Origin of the sequence: Roseovarius nanhaiticus, assembly GCF_900156535.1 — a bacterium.
Taxonomy (GTDB): domain Bacteria; phylum Pseudomonadota; class Alphaproteobacteria; order Rhodobacterales; family Rhodobacteraceae; genus Roseovarius; species Roseovarius nanhaiticus.
Map to the genome: position 1 here is coordinate 57,453 of NZ_FTNV01000001.1, position 19,975 is coordinate 77,427.

Annotated in this window: 18 protein-coding genes; 6 read left to right on the plus strand and 12 right to left on the minus strand. The window is 64.2% G+C overall.

Going from position 1 to position 19,975, the window contains the following annotated elements; all coding sequences use genetic code 11:
- The first annotated feature begins 3 nt into the window (after positions 1-3).
- Complete coding sequence (gene pbpC / locus BW975_RS00265) at positions 4-2,034, plus strand: penicillin-binding protein 1C (protein WP_076529972.1); 2,031 nt, start codon at positions 4-6, stop codon at positions 2,032-2,034.
- A 6-nt stretch (positions 2,035-2,040) separates the two neighbouring features.
- On the opposite strand, the gene rpe is transcribed toward pbpC, so the two are convergent.
- The gene (rpe, locus tag BW975_RS00270; RefSeq protein ID WP_076529973.1) at positions 2,041-2,733 is read right to left on the minus strand and encodes a ribulose-phosphate 3-epimerase; all 693 of its coding nucleotides are present in this window, start codon (positions 2,731-2,733) and stop codon (positions 2,041-2,043) included.
- Positions 2,734-2,870: 137 nt separating this feature from the next.
- On the opposite strand from rpe, the gene BW975_RS00275 reads away from it, so the two are divergent.
- The 3 genes from BW975_RS00275 to BW975_RS00285 all read left to right on the plus strand — a co-directional run bounded on the left by BW975_RS00275 (position 2,871) and on the right by BW975_RS00285 (position 6,404).
- The gene (locus tag BW975_RS00275) at positions 2,871-3,296 is read left to right on the plus strand and encodes a PaaI family thioesterase (RefSeq protein ID WP_076529975.1); all 426 of its coding nucleotides are present in this window, start codon (positions 2,871-2,873) and stop codon (positions 3,294-3,296) included.
- Between the two features lie 67 nt (positions 3,297-3,363).
- On the plus strand, positions 3,364-4,812 hold the full coding sequence (locus BW975_RS00280) for a TrkH family potassium uptake protein (protein ID WP_083687042.1): 1,449 nt from the start codon (positions 3,364-3,366) through the stop codon (positions 4,810-4,812).
- A complete protein-coding gene (locus tag BW975_RS00285) occupies positions 4,812-6,404 on the plus strand; it encodes a thiamine pyrophosphate-binding protein (protein ID WP_076529979.1) in 1,593 nt (530 codons plus the stop codon). Before BW975_RS00280 ends, BW975_RS00285 begins: the two co-directional genes overlap by 1 nt.
- 59 nt (positions 6,405-6,463) lie before the next feature.
- Here the strand turns inward: BW975_RS00285 and aroC are convergent, their stop codons facing one another.
- Together aroC and ald are read right to left on the minus strand one after the other, a co-directional pair.
- Entirely contained in the window at positions 6,464-7,570 is a 1,107-nt protein-coding gene (aroC, locus tag BW975_RS00290) for a chorismate synthase (RefSeq protein WP_076529981.1), read from the minus strand.
- Positions 7,571-7,663: 93 nt separating this feature from the next.
- Positions 7,664-8,776 (minus strand): alanine dehydrogenase, encoded by a 1,113-nt coding sequence (gene ald / locus BW975_RS00295; RefSeq protein WP_076529983.1) that lies wholly within the window; start codon positions 8,774-8,776, stop codon positions 7,664-7,666.
- Positions 8,777-8,910: 134 nt separating this feature from the next.
- Here ald and BW975_RS00300 point away from each other — a divergent pair, with 134 nt between their 5' ends.
- Both BW975_RS00300 and BW975_RS00305 read left to right on the plus strand, forming a co-directional pair.
- Complete coding sequence (locus BW975_RS00300; protein WP_076529985.1) at positions 8,911-9,369, plus strand: Lrp/AsnC family transcriptional regulator; 459 nt, start codon at positions 8,911-8,913, stop codon at positions 9,367-9,369.
- A gap of 239 nt (positions 9,370-9,608) precedes the next feature.
- Positions 9,609-10,166: a hypothetical protein gene (locus BW975_RS00305; protein ID WP_139194235.1), complete on the plus strand. Its 558-nt coding sequence runs from the start codon at positions 9,609-9,611 to the stop codon at positions 10,164-10,166.
- Between the two features lie 196 nt (positions 10,167-10,362).
- On the opposite strand, the gene pnp is transcribed toward BW975_RS00305, so the two are convergent.
- The 9 genes from pnp to rbfA form a co-directional block, all read right to left on the minus strand.
- On the minus strand, positions 10,363-12,495 hold the full coding sequence (gene pnp, locus BW975_RS00310; RefSeq protein WP_076529989.1) for a polyribonucleotide nucleotidyltransferase: 2,133 nt from the start codon (positions 12,493-12,495) through the stop codon (positions 10,363-10,365).
- A gap of 205 nt (positions 12,496-12,700) precedes the next feature.
- On the minus strand, positions 12,701-13,927 hold the full coding sequence (locus tag BW975_RS00315; RefSeq protein WP_076529991.1) for a Hint domain-containing protein: 1,227 nt from the start codon (positions 13,925-13,927) through the stop codon (positions 12,701-12,703).
- 250 nt (positions 13,928-14,177) lie between these two features.
- Entirely contained in the window at positions 14,178-14,447 is a 270-nt protein-coding gene (gene rpsO, locus BW975_RS00320) for a 30S ribosomal protein S15 (RefSeq protein ID WP_076529993.1), read from the minus strand.
- A 134-nt stretch (positions 14,448-14,581) separates the two neighbouring features.
- A complete protein-coding gene (locus BW975_RS18325) occupies positions 14,582-15,736 on the minus strand; it encodes a calcium-binding protein (RefSeq protein ID WP_083686933.1) in 1,155 nt (384 codons plus the stop codon).
- A gap of 74 nt (positions 15,737-15,810) precedes the next feature.
- Positions 15,811-16,332 carry a DUF1643 domain-containing protein gene (locus tag BW975_RS00330; RefSeq protein ID WP_076529995.1) on the minus strand — a complete coding sequence of 174 codons (522 nt, stop codon included), beginning with the start codon at positions 16,330-16,332 and terminating at the stop codon, positions 15,811-15,813.
- On the minus strand, positions 16,329-17,240 hold the full coding sequence (truB, locus tag BW975_RS00335) for a tRNA pseudouridine(55) synthase TruB (RefSeq protein ID WP_076529997.1): 912 nt from the start codon (positions 17,238-17,240) through the stop codon (positions 16,329-16,331). The genes BW975_RS00330 and truB overlap by 4 nt, the downstream gene beginning before the upstream one ends.
- Before the next feature lie 54 nt (positions 17,241-17,294).
- Positions 17,295-18,707 carry an MATE family efflux transporter gene (locus BW975_RS00340; protein ID WP_076529999.1) on the minus strand — a complete coding sequence of 471 codons (1,413 nt, stop codon included), beginning with the start codon at positions 18,705-18,707 and terminating at the stop codon, positions 17,295-17,297.
- Positions 18,708-18,803: 96 nt separating this feature from the next.
- The gene (locus BW975_RS00345; protein ID WP_092746215.1) at positions 18,804-19,562 is read right to left on the minus strand and encodes a phosphodiester glycosidase family protein; all 759 of its coding nucleotides are present in this window, start codon (positions 19,560-19,562) and stop codon (positions 18,804-18,806) included.
- Positions 19,555-19,950 carry a 30S ribosome-binding factor RbfA gene (gene rbfA / locus BW975_RS00350; RefSeq protein WP_076530001.1) on the minus strand — a complete coding sequence of 132 codons (396 nt, stop codon included), beginning with the start codon at positions 19,948-19,950 and terminating at the stop codon, positions 19,555-19,557. Before rbfA ends, BW975_RS00345 begins: the two co-directional genes overlap by 8 nt.
- Positions 19,951-19,975 lie beyond the last annotated feature (25 nt).

A 19,975-nucleotide genomic window follows, 5' to 3' on the forward strand; every position in this document is an offset into this window, starting at 1 on the left:
GCCATGCGCGCGCATCGCTGGCTTCTGGCGCTCGGCCTCACGCTGGCAATCGGCGCAGGCGCGCGGGACGGGCTGAGCGCCTGGGTGGCAGCGGCGCCGATGCCACCCCTGCTGACCACAACCGGCGCCGAGGTGCTGGACCGGGACGGTCGCCCCTTGCGCATCTATACGGTCGCCGACGGGCGCTGGCGGCTGGCACCGGGGCAGGTGGACCCGGCCTTTACGGACATGCTGATCGCCTTTGAAGACCAGCGCTTTCGCAGCCATGCGGGCATCGATCCGCTTGCGATGCTGCGCGCAGGTGCGCAGGCCGTGCGGCACGGCGGCATCGTGTCGGGCGCGTCGACCCTGACGATGCAGGTCGCCCGATTGCTGGAGGAGGGAAGCACCGGGCAATGGGCGGGCAAGCTGCGCCAGATCCGTCTGGCTCTGGCCCTGGAGCGGCGGCTGAGCAAGCAAGAGATCCTGCAGATCTACCTCGCCCGCGCGCCTTATGGCGGCAATATCGAGGGCATCCGCGCCGCCACCCTCGCCTGGTTCGCCAAGGAGCCGCGCCGGCTGACCCCCGCCGAGGCCGCGCTGCTGGTCGCCCTGCCCCAATCGCCCGAGACGCGCCGCCCTGACCGGCACCCGGACGCCGCGCGCGCCGCGCGCGACCGCGTGCTGGACCGCATGGCGCGCCAGGGCGTGCTGAGCTTTGAGGCCGCCGAGGCCGCCAAGCTGGACCGGGTGCCGGTGGCGCGGCGCCCCTTCCCGGCGCTGGCGCCGCATCTGGCGGACCGCGCCGTGGCCGAGGACGCCAGCGCGCTGCGCCACGATCTGACCATCGACGCGGCGCTGCAGGCCCAGCTCGAGGCGCTGGCCGCCCGCGCGGTGCGCGGCCTGCCGGATCCCGTGTCGGTGGCCATCGTTCTGGCCGATCACCGCAGCGGAGAAATCCTCGCCTCGGTCGGATCCGCCGGGATCGGCAGCGGCGCGCGGCAGGGCTATGTGGACATGACCACCGCGCTCCGCTCGCCCGGATCGACGCTCAAGCCGGTGATTTACGCCATGGCCTTCGACCGTGGGCTGGCGCATCCGCAGACCCTGATCGACGACGCGCCCGCGCGCTTCGGCGCCTATGCGCCGCAGAATTTCGATGGGTATTTCCGGGGCGAGGTGACGGCGGCGGACGCCCTGCGCCAATCGCTCAACATCCCGCCCGTACGCCTGCTGGATGCAATGGGCCCCGCGCATCTGATGGACGTCATGCGCCGCGCGGGACTGCAGCCCAAGCTGCCGGGCGATCACGCGGGGCTTGCCGTGGCCCTGGGCGGCGTGGGCGTCAGCCTGACCGACATGGTGCAGCTCTACGCCGCCCTCGCGCAGGGCGGTGAGGCGATGCCGCTGCGCTGGCGGCAGGGCGAGGACAGCGCGCCGCAGCGCATCCTTGGCCGTGCTGCCGCGTGGCAGGTGGGCGATATCCTAGCGGGCCTCGCGCCGCCTGCCAATGCCCCCGCCCGCGCGCTGGCCTACAAGACCGGCACCTCCTACGGGCACCGCGATGCCTGGGCGCTGGGATGGGACGGCGCGCATGTGGCGGGTGTCTGGATCGGGCGGCCTGACGGCACCCCGGTGCCGGGCGCCTTCGGCGGCGATCTGGCCGCGCCGATTTTGTTCGAGGCATTCCAGCGTCTGAAGTCCGGCTTTGATCCGTTGCCCCCGCCGCCGCCCGATACGCTGACCGTGGGCACCGCCGAGCTACCGCAACCGCTGCGCCGCTTTGCCGGGCGGGGCGCGGCGTTTGACGTCGCGCGCGGTGCGCCCGAGCTGATCTTTCCGCCCGATGGCGCGCGCATGGCTGCGCAAGGCGGTCTGCCGGTCAAGGTGCGGGGCGGCACCCCGCCCTATACATGGATGGCCAACGGCGCATCGATGCTGACCGGCGTGCGCGCCGCGCAAGCAAGCCTGACAGGCCTCGGCCAGGGGTTCAGCCGAATTTCGGTGATTGATGCCGCAGGGCGAAGCGCGCGAGTGACGGTGCGGTTGGACTGAGCCTGCCTAGCCCTGCGCGGCCTCGGCGGCGCTACGGATCGCACGGATATTCTCGCCATAAACATCCGGATTCTGCACGCTGCCCCCCTTGAAGACGCCAGATCCGGCGACGAATACATCCGCGCCGGCCTCGGCCATCAAAGGCGCGGTTTCGGGCGTCATGCCCCCATCGATCTCGATATGGATGGGCCGTTCGCCGATCATCGCGCGCAAACTGCGCACCTTTTCGATTTGGCTGTGAATGAACTTCTGCCCGCCGAAACCGGGATTGACCGTCATCACACAAACCAAATCGATCATATCCAGCAGATGCGGCACCGCATCCAGCCCGGTGCCGGGATTGAGCGCCAGCCCCGCCTTGCAACCCGCCGCGCGAATGGCCTGCAGCGTGCGGTGGATATGCGGCCCCGCCTCCAGATGCGCGGTCAGGATATCAGCTCCGGCGCCAGCATAAGCGTCGATATAGGCATCGACCGGCGAGATCATCAGATGCACATCCATCACCGTCTGGATATGCGGGCGGATCGCGGCCAGAAGGGGTGGGCCGAAGGTGAGGTTGGGCACGAAATGCCCGTCCATCACATCCACATGCACCCAGTCGCAGCCCTGATCCTCGATCGCGCGGATTTCTTGGCCAAAATTGGCGAAATCGGCGGACAGGATCGACGGGGCGATCTTGATCTTGCGGTCGAATGTCATATCGGTCACTCCGGGAACAGGGCAGCTTTGCCGCGTAGATGCGGCGGATCGACCCCGATGGTCAAGGCCGCGCGATTGCGGTGGGCGCGGCTTTGTGCCACCTATCGGGCGTACCGCCCCCGATAAGGCCCCCTGCGATGTCCCAAACGCCCCTCTCGCCCTCCCTGCTCGAGCCGCCTTCGGGCCTGCAGACGCATCTGGGATTCGAGCTGACCGAATGGTCGCGCGATCATGCGCGGGTCGAGCTGGACTTCGCCCCGCATCTGCACAATCGGCAGGGCCTGTTGCATGGCGGAATCCACGCGCTGATGCTGGACACGGCGATGGGCTATGCGGGCTGCTATACCGGCGATCCCGAGCGGAAACAGGACGCTCTGACGCTGTCGCTGACGGTCAATTATATCGGCCAACTGCAAGGCAAACGCATCATCGCCACGGCCAAGCGTACGGGCGGCGGGCGGCGCACCTATTTCGCCGAGGCCACCGTGACCGACGAAACCGGCGCCATCGCCGCCAGCGCCACAGGCGTCTTTCGCTATCGCAGCGGCCCCCTGACGGCCTGAGATGCAAAGCCCGATCGTCCCCCCATCGCGCGCCGCCCAGCAACGGATCGAGGCGAACGCGCGCACCATGCTGGATCTGCGCCCGGTGGGCTATGTGATCGGATTGACGGTGATGGCCCTGGGCTGCGCCATGCTGTTGCCGCTGGTGGTGGATATCGCAGAGGGGCGCGGCCATTGGGAAGTGTTTGCCCAATCCGCGATCATGACGATCCTCGTCGGCGGTCTTGTCGCCGGGGCCTGCCGTAACGGCGTGGGAGACGGCCTGAATATCCGACAAACTTTCCTTTTAACGACGGGTGTCTGGGTTGTTCTGCCACTCTTTGGCGCGCTACCTTTCATGCTGGGCGAGACCGCGCTCGATTTCACCGATGCGGTGTTCGAGGCGATGTCGGGCCTCACAACCACCGGCTCGACTGTGGTGACGGGGCTCGATGCGCTACCCAAAGGGATTCTGCTCTGGCGCGGTATCATGCAATGGCTGGGCGGGGTCGGCATCATTGTCGTCGCCATGGTGTTCCTGCCGGAACTGCGCGTCGGCGGCATGCAGATCTTTCGCGCCGAATCGTTCGACACCATGGGCAAGATCCTGCCCCGCGCGGGCGAGATCGCCAGCCGCATTTCGGTGATCTATCTGGGCATGACCATCGCCTGCATGATGGCCTATATCCTGACCGGCATGACGCCCTTCGATGCCACCGTGCACGCGATGACGACCGTATCGACCGGTGGAATGGCCAATTACGACGCGTCCTTCGGCGCGCTTGCGCCCTCGGCGGAATACGTGGCCACCGTCTTCATGATCCTGGCCGCGCTGCCCATCGTACGCTTTGTTCAGCTGACGGCGGGCACGGCGCAGCCATTGCTGCGCGATCCGCAAGTGCGCGGCTTTTTCCTGACGATCCTCAGCATCGTCGGCACCTTGACCCTGTGGCAGTTCTTTCAGCGCGCGCATTTCACCGAAGAGACCTTCCGCGAAGTGCTGTTCAACGTCGTCTCAATCATGACCGGCACCGGCTATGCCAGCGAGAATTACATGCTCTGGGGGCCTTTCGCGGTCTCGATCTTCTTCTTCGTCGGCCTCATCGGCGGCTGCGCTGGCTCGACCTCCTGCTCGGTCAAGATCTTCCGGTATCAGCTTCTCTTCGCGTCGATCCGCGTGCAGCTTGCCCGCATTCGAGCGCCGCATGGCATTTTCATTCCGCGCTACGCAGGCAAGACCGTGGGCGATGACGTGCTGAATTCGGTCATGTCCTTCTTCGTCTTCTTCACCGTCAGCCTTGGCCTCATCGCCGTTCTGCTGGGGCTGACAGGCCTCGATTTCATCACCGCCCTCTCGGGCGCGGCCACGGCGCTGGGCAATATCGGGCCGGGCCTCGGCGACACGATCGGGCCCGCCGGCAATTTCGCCACGCTCAACGATACCGCCAAGTGGATCCTGACCGCCGCCATGCTGATCGGCCGGCTGGAGCTTCTGGCCGTTTATGCACTCTTCACCGTCACCTTCTGGAGGATCTGATGTCCGATACATCCCGCAGCCGCCCCTTGGGCGCACAAATCTCGCATATGCTGAAATCGCGCGGGGTCGATACGATCTTCGGCATTCCGGGCGTGCATAACCAGGAAATGTATCGCGGCATCGAGGAGGCCGGCATTCGCCACCTTCTGGCCCGGCACGAGCAGGGCGCGGGCTTCATGGCCGATGGCTATGCGCGCGCCAGTGGCAAGCCGGGCGTGGCCTATGTCATCACCGGGCCGGGCCTGTGCAACACCATGACACCGATGGGCCAGGCCTATTCGGATAGCGTTCCGGTGCTGGTCCTGTCGTCCTGCCTGGACGAGACGGCGGCGACGCGCGGCCAGCTGCACCAGATGCTGGACCAAGAGGCGGCAGGCGCAACGGTGGCGGACTGGTCCTATACTGCCCATACCGCCAGCGCCGCCTACAGCCTGATCGACCGCGCGCTGACCGAATTCCAGACCGCGCGCCCGCGCACCAAGCATATCCAGGTGCCCATTCAGGCGCTGGTGGCCGAGGCGGACCCCGCGCCCGATGCGGCGCCCAAGGTCACGCGCACGCCCCAATCCTTGCCGGACGGCATCGCCGAGCGCATCAAGGCAGCCAAGCGCCCGCTCTTCATTCTCGGCGGCGGCTCGGTGCGCGCCTCGGATGCCGCGCGCGCCGCGCTGCGCACGCTGCGGGCAGCCAGCTTTCCAACCTATGCCGGGCGCGGCGTCGTTTCAGTCAAGGACGACCCGCTCCACTACAGCGGTTTCCTCGGCCGCCCCGAAAGCGCGAGCGTCGCGGCCAGCGCCGATCTGGTGATCGTCGTGGGCAGCGAGCTGTCCGAGATGGACCTGTGGCGCGACAAACTGGGCCATGAGGGCGACATGATCCGCGTCGATATCGACCCCGAGGTTCTGGGCCAAACCCCCGGCAGCATCGCGGTGCAGATGACCGCGCAGGATTTCTTTGCCGGTCTTAATGCCGCGCTGGAGGGGCATCAGGCGAACACGTCATGGACCGAAAGCGAGGTCGCCGACGCCCGCAAACGCTGGCGCGCCGAGAGCGACTCCGAGCGCACCGGCATCGTGCGGGTCTGCGACGCGCTGATCGAGGTGATGCCCGAAGACACGATGTATTTCTCGGACATGACCCAGTTCGCCTATACCGGCAAGGAAGTCTGGGACATGCACCGGCCCGGCCATTGGCATCACCCCTACGGCTTCGGCACGCTGGGCTATGCGCTGCCCGCCGGCATCGGCGGCGCGGCCGCGCGGCCGGGCCTGCCCACGGTGGTGATCGCGGGGGACTATGGCTTTCAATACACCGTGCAGGAGCTGGGCACGGCGGTAGAGGTGGGCCAGCCCCTGCCGATCCTTCTTTGGGACAATGGCAAGCTGAAGGAGATCGAGGACAGCATGGTTGCCGCGCAGATCGCGCCCAATTCAGTGATCGCGCATAACCCCGATTTCTGCGCGCTGGCCGAAGCCTATGGCGCGAAATCGGCGGCGCCCAAATCGCTGGGCGAGCTGCAGGAGGCGGTCAAGGCCGCGTTCAAGGCTGATGGCCCGACGCTGATCTACATGACCGCCGACATGGCGGATTGAACCCAGCGCCCAAGACAATTCGAATTGTCTTGGGCAAATTACTTCCAAGAGATTTACGCCTAGCCGATACGGCCCACCGGCCCCATCGCCCCCGTCTGCCCGCGATGCAGCAGCAGATGATCCAAGAGCACGCAAGCCATCATCGCTTCGCCCACCGGGACCGCGCGGATGCCGACGCAAGGATCATGCCGGCCCTTGGTCACCACCTCGGTCGGCGTGCCATCCATACGGATCGACGCGCGCGGGCTGAGGATGGACGAGGTCGGCTTGACCGCGAAGCGCACGACAATCTCCTGCCCGGTCGAAATACCGCCCAGAATACCGCCCGCATGGTTGCTGCTATACTCAGGGCCATTCTCGCCCATGTGGATTTCGTCCGCGTTATCCGTGCCCATCAGCTCGGCTGCCGCCATGCCCTCACCGATCTCGACGCCCTTAACCGCATTGATCGACATCATCGCAGCGGCCAGATCGGTATCCAGCTTGCCATAGATCGGCGCGCCGAGGCCCGCGGGCACGCCGCGCGCCGTCACCTCGATGATCGCGCCGACCGAGTTGTGATCCTTGCGCAGCTTTTGCAGATACGCCTCCCATTCGGGCGCGGCCTCGGCATCCGGCAACCAGAAATCGTTGCGGTCGATCGCGTCCCGGTCAAACCGGTTGCGATCCAGCGCCATCGCCCCCATGCGCACCATATAGCCTTCGACCTGCACGCCGGGGATCAACTGGTCCAGCGCGGCCCGCGCGATACCGCCCGCCGCCACCCGCGCCGCCGTCTCGCGCGCCGAGCTGCGCCCGCCGCCGCGATAGTCGCGATGCCCGTATTTCTGGTGGTAGGTGATATCGGCGTGGCCCGGCCGGAACGTGTTGGCGATGTCGCCATAGTCGCGCGACCGCTGATCCGTATTCTCGATCATCAGCTGAATCGAGGTGCCCGTCGTCTTGCCCTCGAATACGCCCGAGAGGATGCGCACGGCATCGGGTTCGTTGCGCTGGGTCATGTTTTTGTTCTGGCCCGGGCGGCGCTTGTCCAGCCAGTGCTGCAGCATCACCTCATTCACAGCCACGCCCGGCGGACAGCCATCGACCGTCGCCCCCAGCGCAGGCCCGTGGCTTTCGCCCCAGGTCGTGACGCGGAACATATGTCCGAAAGTATTGAGGCTCATGGCGCGGCTCCTTTGAGGAGCGGTCTAGCCGCCCGGCCCCAACGCCTCAAGCCATTTTGGCGAAAAGGGCCGCACATGGCGGCCCCTCGGAATTCACAGCAGCGACTCGGGCTTGACCCAATCGATGCCCAGCGCCTCGCCCACGGCCTCATAGGTCAACTGCCCTGCATGGACATTGAGACCCGCCAGAAGATGCGGATCATCCGCGCAAGCCTTCTTCCAGCCCTTGTCGGCCAGCGCCAGCATATGCGGCATGGTCGCGTTGCCCAGCGCGATGGTCGAGGTGCGCGCGACCGCGCCGGGCATGTTGGCGACGCAGTAATGCACGATCCCGTCCACCTCATAGATCGGGTCCTGATGCGTCGTCGCCTTGGACGTCTCGAAACAGCCACCCTGATCGATGGCCACGTCCACCAGAACCGAGCCGGGCTTCATCAGCGACAGCTGCTCGCGACTGACCAGCTTGGGCGCGGCGGCGCCGGGGATGAGCACGGCACCGACGACCATATCCATGCGCGGCAACAGTTCTTCAACGGCACCCTTGTCGGAATATTGCGTGGTCAGACGGCCCATGAACACGTCATCGAGATATGACAGCCGTGGCACCGACCGGTCGAGCACGGTCACATTCGCGCCCATACCGACAGCCACGCGCGCCGCCGCCGCGCCGACAACGCCGCCACCGATGATGGCGACATTGGCCGGGCGCACACCCGGAACGCCGCCCATCAGAACGCCGCTGCCGCCATTGGCCTTCTGCAATGCCCAGGATCCGGTCTGCGGCGCCAGACGGCCCGCAACCTCGGACATCGGCGCCAGCAGGGGCAGGCCGCCCTTGCCATCCGTGACCGTCTCATAGGCGATGCAGGTGGCGCCCGAGGCGATCAGATCATGCGTCTGGTCCGGATCGGGGGCGAGATGCAGGAACGTGAACAGGATCTGCCCCTCGCGCAGCATCTTGCGCTCGCCCGCCTGCGGCTCCTTGACCTTGACGATCATGTCGGCGGCGTCGAACACCTCCTTGGCCGAGCCGAGGATCTTGGCCCCGGCAGCGGTATAGTCGTCGTCCGTGAAGCCCGCGCCAATCCCCGCGCCTGACTGGACAAGCACCTCGTGACCGCGCGCCACGGCCTCCATCGCGGCGTTGGGCGTGACGCCCACCCGGAATTCCTGCGATTTGATTTCTGTCGGGCAACCGATCTTCATTGATGAACCTCCTGTGTTGGTGGCGCCAGAGTGCAGCAAGGGCAGCGCAAGCGGTATGAAACTTTGCGCGCACGGAGGCTGTTCCACGCAAGATTCTTCGATAAACTGAAGCGATCAGGATAAGGATTGCCGGATTGTCCCTCGACTCACTCGATCGCCGCCTGCTGGCCGTATTGCAGAAACGGGGCCGCATCTCGAACGCGGACCTCGCCGAGGCCGTGGGCCTCTCGGCCAGCGCCTGTCACCGCCGCGTGCAGCGGCTGGAGGCCGAGGGCGTCATCACCGGCTATGTCGCGCTGCTCGACCCGCAAAAGATGGGCGTCGCGGCGACGGTCTTTGTCGAGATCACTTTGAGCGCGCAGGAAAGTGCCGTGCTCGAGGCCTTCGAGAAAGCCGTCGCCCGCGTGCCCGACGTGCTGGAATGCCACCTGACGGCGGGCACGGCGGATTACATCCTTAAGATCGTTGCCGAAAGCACCGAGGATTTCGCGCGCATCCACCGGCAATATCTGACGCGCCTGCCGGGCGTGGCAAAGATGCAGTCGAGTTTCGCGCTGAGGACGGTGTGTCAGACGACGGCGTTGCCGGTTTAGGGGGAGTAAGACTGAAGGTCAGCTTAGCGGACGAAACAGACGTTCGCTGCAGGCCTGTCGATGTCCGGTTTGGTGACCCGTTCAACAGGATATGGTTTTTGGAACGCCTTTGTAATATGGGCGTTTGCGGGGGAATCTGCTGGTGCATAAACAAGTGAGAATAGTAATCTCGTTGTTTCTTAGCCCTTTTATCGCCAATTTCTGCTCCTAATAGACATCGAGTTATATGGAGCTTTCTGATGTCCAACCGCCCCTCAGCTTCAACGGTTTCGTTATTCACGCGTCGCTTCATGTATGGGATCGCGATAGTTTGTGGCATCAACTATTTTATACGCTTATTTTCGATATCGGTCCTTGGTATTTCCCAATGGTATCCAGCCAGTTGGAGACAGATGACCGTCGATGAAGCCGCGTTCTTGGAAGCGCTGGCATGGTTCGAATTCGGTGTGGTGACTGTGTTGATCTTGATTATTTCCTCGTCATGTCTGGTTTTTATATACCTCCGAGAGTCCGTAAAATTCCTTGTTGGAGGACGGCCCAATATGACCATGAATGCCACCAGCTTTTGGACAATGCTGGGATTGCTGGCAATTGTTAGCGGGTTTTCTACGACGATATCGTCGGGACCCGACGCCTTGGTTGGAACGCGTGCCGCTGGGCTAGGATATCCTGTCATAATGTTTCTTGGGACATTTTTGACGGCTGCTACTGCGGCAATGATTTTTGCTTATGTCGTGGAACCTCAAAAAATGCAGGCTGGTTTCGACCACCGTCACAAAGGCCAACAACCGAGCTAGTCCGCGGCCCGACCAATCAACAATAACCACCTTCAAAACCCAAATAGTAACGTTTTTGGATGCCTACTGTGAGCCGACATTGATGCAGCCCGCAGCATCGGTCATTAAGGGCTCAAAGCCGCCATTGCACCAGACCAAACAAAAAAGCCCCGGCGGTTCCGCCGGGACTTCTTCATTCCAACCTAAGAGCGATCCCTCACCCTTCGGCTTTTTCTTCCGTCACTTCCTCGCCGGTCTCCTGATCGACGACTTTCATCGACAGGCGCACCTTGCCGCGATCGTCGAAGCCCAGCAGCTTGACCTTCACGTCCTGGCCTTCCTTCAGAACGTCCGAAGGATGGTTCAGGCGGCGGTTCTCGATCTGGCTGACATGCACGAGGCCGTCGCGCTTGCCGAAGAAGTTCACGAAGGCGCCGAAATCGACGATCTTCACGACCTTGCCGTCATAGACCTGGCCCTCTTCGGGCTCGGCCACGATGGACCAGATCATGTCATAGGCCTTCTTGATGGCCTCGCCGTTGGGCGACGCGATCTTGATGATGCCCTCGTCGTTGATGTCGACCTTGGCGCCCGACACTTCGACGATCTCGCGGATGACCTTGCCGCCCGAGCCGATGACTTCGCGGATCTTGTCCGTGGGGATCTGCATCGTCTCGATACGGGGCGCGTGGACGCTGAATTCCTGCGCGCCGGTGATCGCCTTGTTCATCTCGCCGAGGATGTGCATCCGGCCGTCCTTGGCCTGCGCCAATGCCTTCTGCATGATCTCGGGCGTGATGCCCGCGACCTTGATGTCCATCTGCAGCGAGGTGATGCCGTCCTTGGTGCCTGCGACCTTGAAATCCATGTCGCCGAGGTGATCCTCGTCGCCCAGGATGTCGGTCAGAACCGCGTAGGAGCCATCCTCTTCGAGGATGAGGCCCATGGCCACACCGGCCACGGCGGTTTTCAGCGGCACACCCGCATCCATCATCGACAGAGAGCCGCCGCAGATCGACGCCATCGAGGAGGAGCCGTTCGATTCGGTGATCTCGGAGACCAGACGGATCGTGTAGGGGAAGTCCGTCGCGGCGGGCAGAACCGCCTGCAGCGCACGCCATGCCAGCTTGCCATGGCCGATTTCGCGGCGGCCCGGAGGGCCCACGCGCCCAGCTTCGCCCACCGAATAGGGGGGGAAGTTGTAATGCAGCAGGAAGTTGGATTTGAAGTTGCCATGCAGCGCGTCGATGAACTGCTCATCGTCGCCGGTGCCGAGCGTGGTCACGACCAGACCCTGCGTCTCGCCGCGCGTAAACAGCGCCGAGCCATGGGTGCGGGGCAGAAGGCCCGTCTCGCAGACGATCGGGCGCACGGTGTCGAGCGCGCGGCCGTCGATCCGCTTGCCGGTCTTGACGACATCGCCGCGCAGGACCGAGGCTTCGAGCTTTTTCAGGGCCGAGGAGAGGTTCGGATCTTCCAGCTGCTCTTCGGTGAGCGCATCCTTGATCGCGTCCTTGGCAGCAGACACAGCACTCGTGCGCTCTTGCTTGTCGGTGATCGCGTAGGCGGCGCGGATCTTGTCCTCGCCGGCTGCCTTCACCGCGTCGTAAAGCTCCGAGTAATCGGCAGGCTGGAAGTCGAACGGCTCTTTCGCCGAGGCTTCGGCAAGGTCGATGATCAGGTCGATCACCGGCTGGATCTGCGTGTGCGCAAAGTTCACGGCGCCCAGCATTTCCTCTTCGGTCAGCTCATAGGCTTCCGACTCGACCATCATCACGGCGTCCTTGGTGCCGGCGACAACCAGATCGAGGCGCTGATCGGGGTTGTTCTTGAGGTCCTGCATGTCGTCGACGGTGGGGTTCAGGATGTAATCGCCATCCTCATAGCCCACGCGGCAGCCTGCGATCGGCCCGCGGAAGGGCGCGCCGGAAATAGTCAGCGCGGCCGACGCGGCGATCATCGCGACCATGTCGGGATCGTTGACCAGATCGTGGCTGAGCACCGTGCACATCACCAGCGTCTCGTTCTTGAAGCCGGGAACGAAAAGCGGGCGGATGGGACGGTCGATCAGACGCGCGGTCAGCGTCTCTTTTTCCGTCGGACGCGCCTCGCGCTTGAAGAAGCCACCGGGCACTTTGCCGGCTGCATAGTATTTTTCCTGGTAATGCACCGTCAGCGGAAAGAAATCCATTCCGGGCTTGGGTGCTTTGGCGAATGTCACGTTGGCCATGACGCTGGTTTCGCCCAGAGTGGCGATGACCGAGCCGTCGGCCTGACGGGCAACCTTGCCCGTTTCCAGTGTCAGCGTTTCTTCGCCCCACTGGATCGATTTTTTCACTTCGTTGAACATCTATCGTTTCCTATCTGGAGGCACAGCGGGCCCCTGCCCGGTCCTCCTTTTTTCAATGGCGGCCCCATTGCCGCCGACCCCAATCATCTTGTCTTCCAGGTGCCGGGGCCATGGCACGCAGTCTCAGATGGGCGGGCCATACACGAATTGGATGGGTTTTGAAAGGGAATGCGACATTGGGGCGCGACGCGCCAGGCCAAGGGTTTCAGGCGCTTTGACGGGCCGACCGGGCCAAGTCGTCGTCAACGGGCACCTGCAGCAGCGGCTGCCCGTTTCGCCGGTGCCGCGCAATCAGACGCATAACCGACAAACGGTTCGGCGCGGGCCGCGCCATAGCGGCAGTTTGTCCGGCAAGGCTGCGCCCCGCGAAGAGCGCAGCAATCTCGCGCTGCGCCTCATCGGCCAGTGAGGCAAGGGCGACCGGGCCCAGATGCAGGCTTTCGGATGGGGCACCATTTGCGGTCAGAACCTCGTGCCCGTCGAGCAGGATGTGGTAATATTGGACGGCTCCGGGCGGGTCGTCCCGAACGATACCCGGCAGCTCCAGCAGGCGCACGGCAGGCACAAAAACCTCGGCGGCGCCAAACATCCGGAGCGCGATGCGTGAGCGTACCAGCATCCGGTGCTGCGGCGATACGATCAAATCAACGACGGGCAGCCCACATCCCAGCGCACCGGCCCGAATGCGCACCGGGCGAAATCGTGCCGATTGGTCCAGGTCGGCCTGCGGCACCTTTTGCCAGCCAATCCAGCGCACCGGCTTTGCGCCATTGTCCCAGGTGATGACATGGTCGCCGATCTCCAGATCCTCGATGCGCCGCGCGCCACGATCCGTCAGAATGAGAGTGCCGCGCGCGTAGCAGACAGGCCCGGTATCGCCCGGATCAGGCGTGCCACCCTCAACCAGATCTCCGTTGGCATCCCGCTGAATCGGAACGCCATTGGGCACATCCGAATTGAAGCTCTCGGACCCGACATTGGTCGTGCCGGGAAACCCGGGCGGCAGCGCCTGCGTCTGCGGCGGATCCCCATAGGCCAGCGCGATGAATTCACCGGTATTGGTGTCGACAAGGTAGAGCGTGTCGAACCTGTTGGCCTCACCATCTTCCAGAAAGCCCTGGTTTCTGTTGTTGTCCGGCAGGCCCGCATCGTAGAACCCGGGCGGGGGCGTGCCGTCATATTGACCAACGACGGTAGCCGTTCCTCCCGCCGGGACGGTATCGCTATTACCAAATTCATACAGCCGGCCACGCTTTGCCGACCAAAGCTCGATCCCGTCGAGGCTGATCGCGCTATTCTTGAACCCTTGGATTTCGACGAATTCGTCGGCCTTGTTTGCCCTTCCGTCACCGTCGGTGTCGAACGCGTTGCGCCCGGAGTTATCCGCCAGGAATTCCGAGAAGAAGAGGCCGTTCGACAAGCGTGCGGGCATGGATCCAGTTCGCGCCGAGAGCGCGCCATTAGGACTATTTACCAAAGTTTAATTTACGAAAGCGGCAGAAGCGTGGCCAACTGGGCGCCGTACGCTGTCTGCGCGAATATCCACCAGTTTGCCGCGCCCGGCTCGGCAATAAGGTGCCGATGCATCGCTTTGTCGCAAATGAAAATGCCCGCCAAAATCGGGCGGGCATTTCAATATCTTGCCTGGCTTGCCGCGACGCAGGCGCGCGGCGCCGATCCGCTTAGCGGCGGATGCCCAGACGCTTGATCAGGTCCTGATAGCGCGCTTCGTCCTTGGACTTGGTGTAGTCCAGAAGTTTACGGCGCAGAGCAACCATCTTCAGGAGGCCACGGCGACCGTGGTTGTCCTTCTTGTGGGTCTTGAAATGCTCGGTCAGGGTCGTGATGCGCGAGGTAAGAATGGCAACCTGAACCTCGGGCGAGCCGGTGTCGCCTTCCTTGGTTGCGAATTCCTTCATCAGGCGGTGCTTTTCTTCGACGGTGATCGACATCGGGATCTCCTCGTATCAAGGGTTGCGGGCACAAGCCGGGATGTCGTCCAGCAAGGTCCATAGAGAATCGGCGCCCAAAAGCGGGCGCACGCGCGGCGTATAGGGTAAAAGCGCCGCGATGGAAAGTGCCCCAATCAGCCGCGCAAGCCGCTCTCCAGGAGGCTGGAGCCAAGGAGGGTGATATGGCCCGCGTTCAGACCTGCGGCATTGTTGACCGCCGCGATGGCGACGCCATTCATTATGACGCGCATGAGGCCGGCGTCCTCGGGATCGGCGGCCAGGCCAACCTCGGGCACGTCCCCCTGAAGATCATCGTAAATGACCATCAGCGTATCCTCATCCGGCTCGAAATCCAAGATCTCGGCCTGATGCGCTGCAGACAGCCAATCCCCCAGGATGACCGTATCGGCACCCTCGCCGGTCGTGACCACATCACCGGCACCGGCGGTGATTACATCGTCGCCACCACCGCCGTTTAGGAAGTCCATCACATCGAGGTCATCCCAGTCATCAGTCTCCGACTCCTGCTCCAGGCCCGACAGCGTGTCGTTGCCCCAGCCGCCGAACAGGATGTCACTGCCCCGGCCGCCTGTAAGCCAATCATCGCCCAGCCCGCCATGCAACGTATCGTCGCCCGCGCCCCCGGCGAGCGTATCGCCCCCATCACCACCGACAAGGCTATCGGCCCCGTCGCCGCCCGACAGATCGTCGGCACCTTCATGCCCGTACAGCTTGTCATCGCCCTCGTCACCGCTCAGCGTATCGTCATCTGCATCGCCGTTCAGCGTATCGTCGCCCGCGCCGCCGCTGAGCCAATCCGCGCCAAGCCCACCCCACAACTGGTCGTCCGACGCAGCACCGGTCAGCGTGTCGGCGCCGTCATAGCCATTGGCGACATCGCGCGCGTCAGATCCTGAAATGGAATTATCATGCGCTGTACCGGCTGTGATTTTCTCCTCGGGCGGATCGGCCTCTTCGGCCGCATCATCCGAATCGAGGTCCGCCTCCGCATCAGCCGATCGCGCGTCGACACCCGCCAAGTCCGGATCCTCGGGCGCGCCAGCGTCAAAGGCCTGCGCGGCATCGGGCGTATCCAGCGTCACGGCATCCCATTCAGGATCCGGACGCATGAAATCCAGAACGTTGCTCTGAGACTGATCGGCGCCATCGGCATCCTCTTCGGGGATGTCCTGCCGGGCGGTTTCCTCATCCTCGTCATAGCCCGAGAATCCCACCAAAGCGCTCGCCCCGAGCGCCACCATGCCCAGAAGGCCAGCCAGCATCAGCATCGTAACACATCCCAATAACCCACGGCATTCTGCGCCCTAGCAGGCGTTTTTCCCAATGGATTCCGGGTAACTGGTTAACGGCTGTGCGACATGTCCCACAGCTGCGGTTGATGCGCGTAGGCCACGTACAGCGGATGGCGCGGGTGGCCGTCCTTGGTCAGACCAAGGTGATGCAACGCCGCGCCAGCGCGTTGCAAAAGAGCCAAAACCTCGGCACCCCGGTTCAGATGCGCGCCATGCGTGCCCCATGCAGCCACGTTGCATTCCGCCCAGTCCGCGCCCTCAAGGATGGCGGCGTCATTGGACGGTCCAACGGGGTCGGCGGCGGCGCGCATCTTGCGCGGGTCGGTATCGCGCCACGCAAAGATATTACTGACCCGGAACGCGCCAAAGCCCAGCGTCCGCGCGCGGCGCTCGCACCGCTCGACCGTGGGATCATTCTGCATCTCGGTCGCGGTCGAGGGGTTCAGCATGATGAAATGCACCCGCCCGCCCCTGTCGTCCCAGATGCGGGTCAGGGAGTAACGGTATCGCTCGCAATCCGAATAAACGGCAGTCGAGGCCGCATCGCCCTTGAGATGAGTGCGCGTGATCATTCCGCATCCACAAAGACGCGCGAGGGGTGCAATTCGCCCGCCTTGTAAATACCCACGGCCACAGCTCGCCCATCGAGCGAAGCCCAGCATTCATCGCCGTATTCGACGTCACTGGCGAAAACCATGCCGGGATTGCCGTTGCGCAATTTGGCGGCGCCCTCGGGGGTGCAGCGTAGCTCGGGCAGGTCCGTAAGGCCCACCTCCAGCGGTTGGATATGAGCATCCAGCGCAGGATCATGGGCCAATTCATCGATCCGATCCAGCGTCAGGCCCTCATCGGCCTCGAACGGCCCGGACCAGACGCGGCGCAGCCACGTCACGTGCCCATGACAGCCCAGCGCGTTGCCCAGATCACGCGCGATCGACCGCACATAACCGCCCTTGCCGCAGACCATTTCCAGAACGGCAGTGTCGGCGTCGGGCCTGTCCGCCAGCAGCAGCTCGTCCACGAAGAGGGGCCGAGCGGCAAGCGTCACATCCTCGCCGTCGCGCGCCAGTTTATACGCGCGCTGCCCGTCGATCTTGACCGCCGAGAATTTCGGCGGCACCTGCATTATGTCGCCCGCGAACTGGTGCAGCGCCTCTTTGATCTCGTCATCCGAGGGTCGCGCGTCGCTGGACGCAATCACCTCGCCCTCGGCATCGTCGGTATTCGTGGCGGCGCCAAAGCGCACCTCGAAGCGATAGGCCTTGAGCGCGTCGGTGATGTAGGGAACCGTCTTGGTCGCCTCGCCCAGAGCCACGGCCAGAACGCCCGTCGCTTCGGGATCCAAGGTTCCCGCATGACCCGCCTTCTTGGCCTGAAGCGCCCAGCGCACCTTGTTTACCACGGAGGTCGAGGTGATGCCCGCCGGCTTGTCCACGACCAGCCATCCGGAGATATCGCGACCCTTGCGTTTGCGTGCCATGCGCCTTGCCCTCGGTAGTGAAAGAGGGCGGGCTAGCCCAAGGGTGCGGGCCTGTCAATCGGGCGCGGGTAGCCCCTGCGCCCCCAGCCGCGCCGACAGCCACCTTGACGGCACCCGCACAGGCGCCCAGTCGATCACCCCGAGACCTACGGAGCGGACCATCACCAGAGAGACCCAGCCGCTGATCAGATTGGCGACCAGTGCCCCGACGATCATGCCGCCATATCCGCCCAGCTGCACACCGGCCCAGGTCATCGGCACGTAAAGCGCGAAGATGCGCGTGCCGCTCAGGCTCATGGACCACAGGGCGCGGTCGCGCGCATTCATCGCGGCATTGGCCGTGATGAGGATGCCGTAGCCCAGAAACCCCCAGCTTGCGATGCGCAGATAGGTGGCGGTATAGGCCTGCGCCTCGCTACCCGAGGTCATGATGGCCGCCAGAGGCCCGGCAAAGATCAAGAGCAGCGCCGCGACCGACAGGCCGAAGATCACGCAAGCGGCGTGGCAAATGCGAAGACCCTTTCGAGCGCGCTCTTCATTTCCCGCGCCCCAGGCCTGACCCACCACCGGCCCGATCCCCGATGACAGCGCCAACAGCGGCACGACCACCACCCCCTGCACGCGCGTCGCGGCACCAAATCCGGCAACGGCGGTGTCGCCGATGGTGGCCACAAATCCGGTGACAATGGCCATGCCCAGCGGATTGATCGCGTTCGACATGGCAGCGGGCGCCCCCACCCGCACAATGCGGCGCATCGAGGCCATCAAACCCCGCCAGGGTGCGGCGCTAAACTGTACCGTGCCGATAGACGTGGCAAAGATCAGCAGCCCGGTAAACGACGCCATCCGCGCAATCAGCGAGGCCAGACCGGCGCCATCCATGCTGAGCGCCGGGATCGGCCCCAGCCCAAAGATCAGCACCGGATCGAGCGCAATATTGAGCAGCGCCTGCATCAGCATCGTCGTCGCCGCGACACCGCTGCGCCCTGCCGCGCGAAAGACGGCGTTCAGCGCCATGCTGGTCACCAAGAAGGGAAAGCTGAGACACCAAAAGCGCATGTAGCCCAAAATGGCGCTCAGCACCTCACCCTCGGCGCCCATCGCGCCAAAGAGATAGGGCGCAAGCAGATAAACGAGGAGCGACACGGCACAGGACAGGCCCAGCGCAAGTGTCATCGCGTGCAGCGTCATGCGGCGGCGGTCTTCGGCGTCCTCGCCGCGCCCGATGGCCTGGCTGATCACCGTATTTGTGCCCGCCGACAGCCCGATGGACAGGGACGTCAGCGCGGTGATGACAGGAAAGACATAGCCGATCGCCGCCAGCGACGTCTCGCCATCGCGCGCGAGGAAAAACGCATCTGCCAGACCGACACTGACAACCCCGAGTATGCCGATGGTCATGGGCGCACTGACGGACCAGAGCGCGCGGCCGACCGGCCCGTCATTCAGTGTTTTCTCCGCGCTCATCGCGTGCATCCTTTGGCCGGTCTCAGCGGCCCAATAGGCGCGCCACCCGCCAAACCTAAGGCGAATGCCGCAAAAGCCTAGGAATAGGCGCCGGTTTTACTCGGCAGGCGGCACGCGCTGCACGGTGCCGATGATCGGCCCCATGGCAAAGCCGATATCGCTGCGTCCCAGCGCGGGCGCATAGAGCCGCGAGATATTGCCATCAAAGTAGAGTGCCTGCGGCAGACCCAGATGATCGCGGAAAAGCCGCCCGAAGCTGTGGAAATTCACCGGCCCCTGCGAGATCGCAAAAACCGCGCGCGTGCCATCCGCGCTGGTCCCCACGCCGTTGCGCACGTACACGCTGTCACTATCCACCAGAAACCGCGGATGCAGCGTGCCGTCGATGACCAGCATCGGCCCGGACTGGGTGGCATGGCGGCAATCGGGGGCCTCGGCGTCGAAGACCAGTGTCTCGATCACATCGGCGCGGCCCTCGCGGACGCATAGCACGCCGTTGGGCAAGAGGCCAAAATTGCCCGGCCCTTCACGCGTGACCAGCCCCGCCTGCTGCTGGCCATTGTCCACATATAGGCCCACGGGCCGCCGATCCGAGTGATACATGCCGGCGTTCATGGCGAAATCCAGAACCGCGCCCTCGCGCTCCAGCATGGCGTTCACACGTCCAAAACTGCCAAGGTTCTCGCCCTCTTCGTCCTTCAGGAAGAGGCGCAGATCCTCGGCCTGCATGTCGACCTCGCAGAGGATATAGCCGGCACCGTCAAAGCTCTCTTCGCGGCAGTCCGCGGCCTGTCCCAAGGCCGGCGCGGTAGCCATGGCCAGCGCCAGCCAGACGGCGCGGCGCAGCCTAGTCATCTAGATCGCGCTGCACATTATCCTGCGCGAACAAACGCCGCGTGTCGTCCATCTGATCAAAGGTCGGATCGAGACGAAACCGCAGATCGGGCGCGAATTTCAGACCCAGCTTCTTGCCGACGACGCGGCGCAGCTCGCCCTTGTTGCGGGCCAGAAGACTGGGCAGCTCTTCCTGCCCCTGCCCGCCCAGCGGCATCACATAGGCGGTCGCGATCTTGAGGTCGGGCGACATGCGCACCTCGCCCACGGTCACCGACATGCGGGCCAGATCGGGGTCATGGATATCGCCGCGCGACAGCACCTCGGCCAGCGTGCGGCGCACGTTCTCGCCCACCTGCAATTGTCGTTGCGTGGGGCCTGCGCCATCGGAGAATTTGTTCTTTGCCATGCCTTCGCATTTAGTCCCTATGGCG

Coding starts and splice junctions, on each gene's coding strand:
- pbpC (WP_076529972.1), top strand. CDS start 4: ATGCGCGCGCATCGCTGGCTTCTGGCGCTCGGCCTCACGCTGGCAATC.
- rbfA (WP_076530001.1), bottom strand. CDS start 19,950: ATGGCAAAGAACAAATTCTCCGATGGCGCAGGCCCCACGCAACGACAA.
- BW975_RS00345 (WP_092746215.1), bottom strand. CDS start 19,562: ATGACTAGGCTGCGCCGCGCCGTCTGGCTGGCGCTGGCCATGGCTACC.
- pnp (WP_076529989.1), bottom strand. CDS start 12,495: ATGTTCAACGAAGTGAAAAAATCGATCCAGTGGGGCGAAGAAACGCTG.
- BW975_RS00340 (WP_076529999.1), bottom strand. CDS start 18,707: ATGAGCGCGGAGAAAACACTGAATGACGGGCCGGTCGGCCGCGCGCTC.
- rpsO (WP_076529993.1), bottom strand. CDS start 14,447: ATGTCGATCACCGTCGAAGAAAAGCACCGCCTGATGAAGGAATTCGCA.
- BW975_RS00275 (WP_076529975.1), top strand. CDS start 2,871: ATGTCCCAAACGCCCCTCTCGCCCTCCCTGCTCGAGCCGCCTTCGGGC.
- ald (WP_076529983.1), bottom strand. CDS start 8,776: ATGAAGATCGGTTGCCCGACAGAAATCAAATCGCAGGAATTCCGGGTG.
- rpe (WP_076529973.1), bottom strand. CDS start 2,733: ATGACATTCGACCGCAAGATCAAGATCGCCCCGTCGATCCTGTCCGCC.
- BW975_RS00315 (WP_076529991.1), bottom strand. CDS start 13,927: ATGCCCGCACGCTTGTCGAACGGCCTCTTCTTCTCGGAATTCCTGGCG.
- BW975_RS00305 (WP_139194235.1), top strand. CDS start 9,609: ATGTCCAACCGCCCCTCAGCTTCAACGGTTTCGTTATTCACGCGTCGC.
- truB (WP_076529997.1), bottom strand. CDS start 17,240: ATGGCACGCAAACGCAAGGGTCGCGATATCTCCGGATGGCTGGTCGTG.
- BW975_RS00285 (WP_076529979.1), top strand. CDS start 4,812: ATGTCCGATACATCCCGCAGCCGCCCCTTGGGCGCACAAATCTCGCAT.
- BW975_RS00280 (WP_083687042.1), top strand. CDS start 3,364: ATGCTGGATCTGCGCCCGGTGGGCTATGTGATCGGATTGACGGTGATG.
- aroC (WP_076529981.1), bottom strand. CDS start 7,570: ATGAGCCTCAATACTTTCGGACATATGTTCCGCGTCACGACCTGGGGC.
- BW975_RS00330 (WP_076529995.1), bottom strand. CDS start 16,332: ATGATCACGCGCACTCATCTCAAGGGCGATGCGGCCTCGACTGCCGTT.
- BW975_RS18325 (WP_083686933.1), bottom strand. CDS start 15,736: ATGCTGATGCTGGCTGGCCTTCTGGGCATGGTGGCGCTCGGGGCGAGC.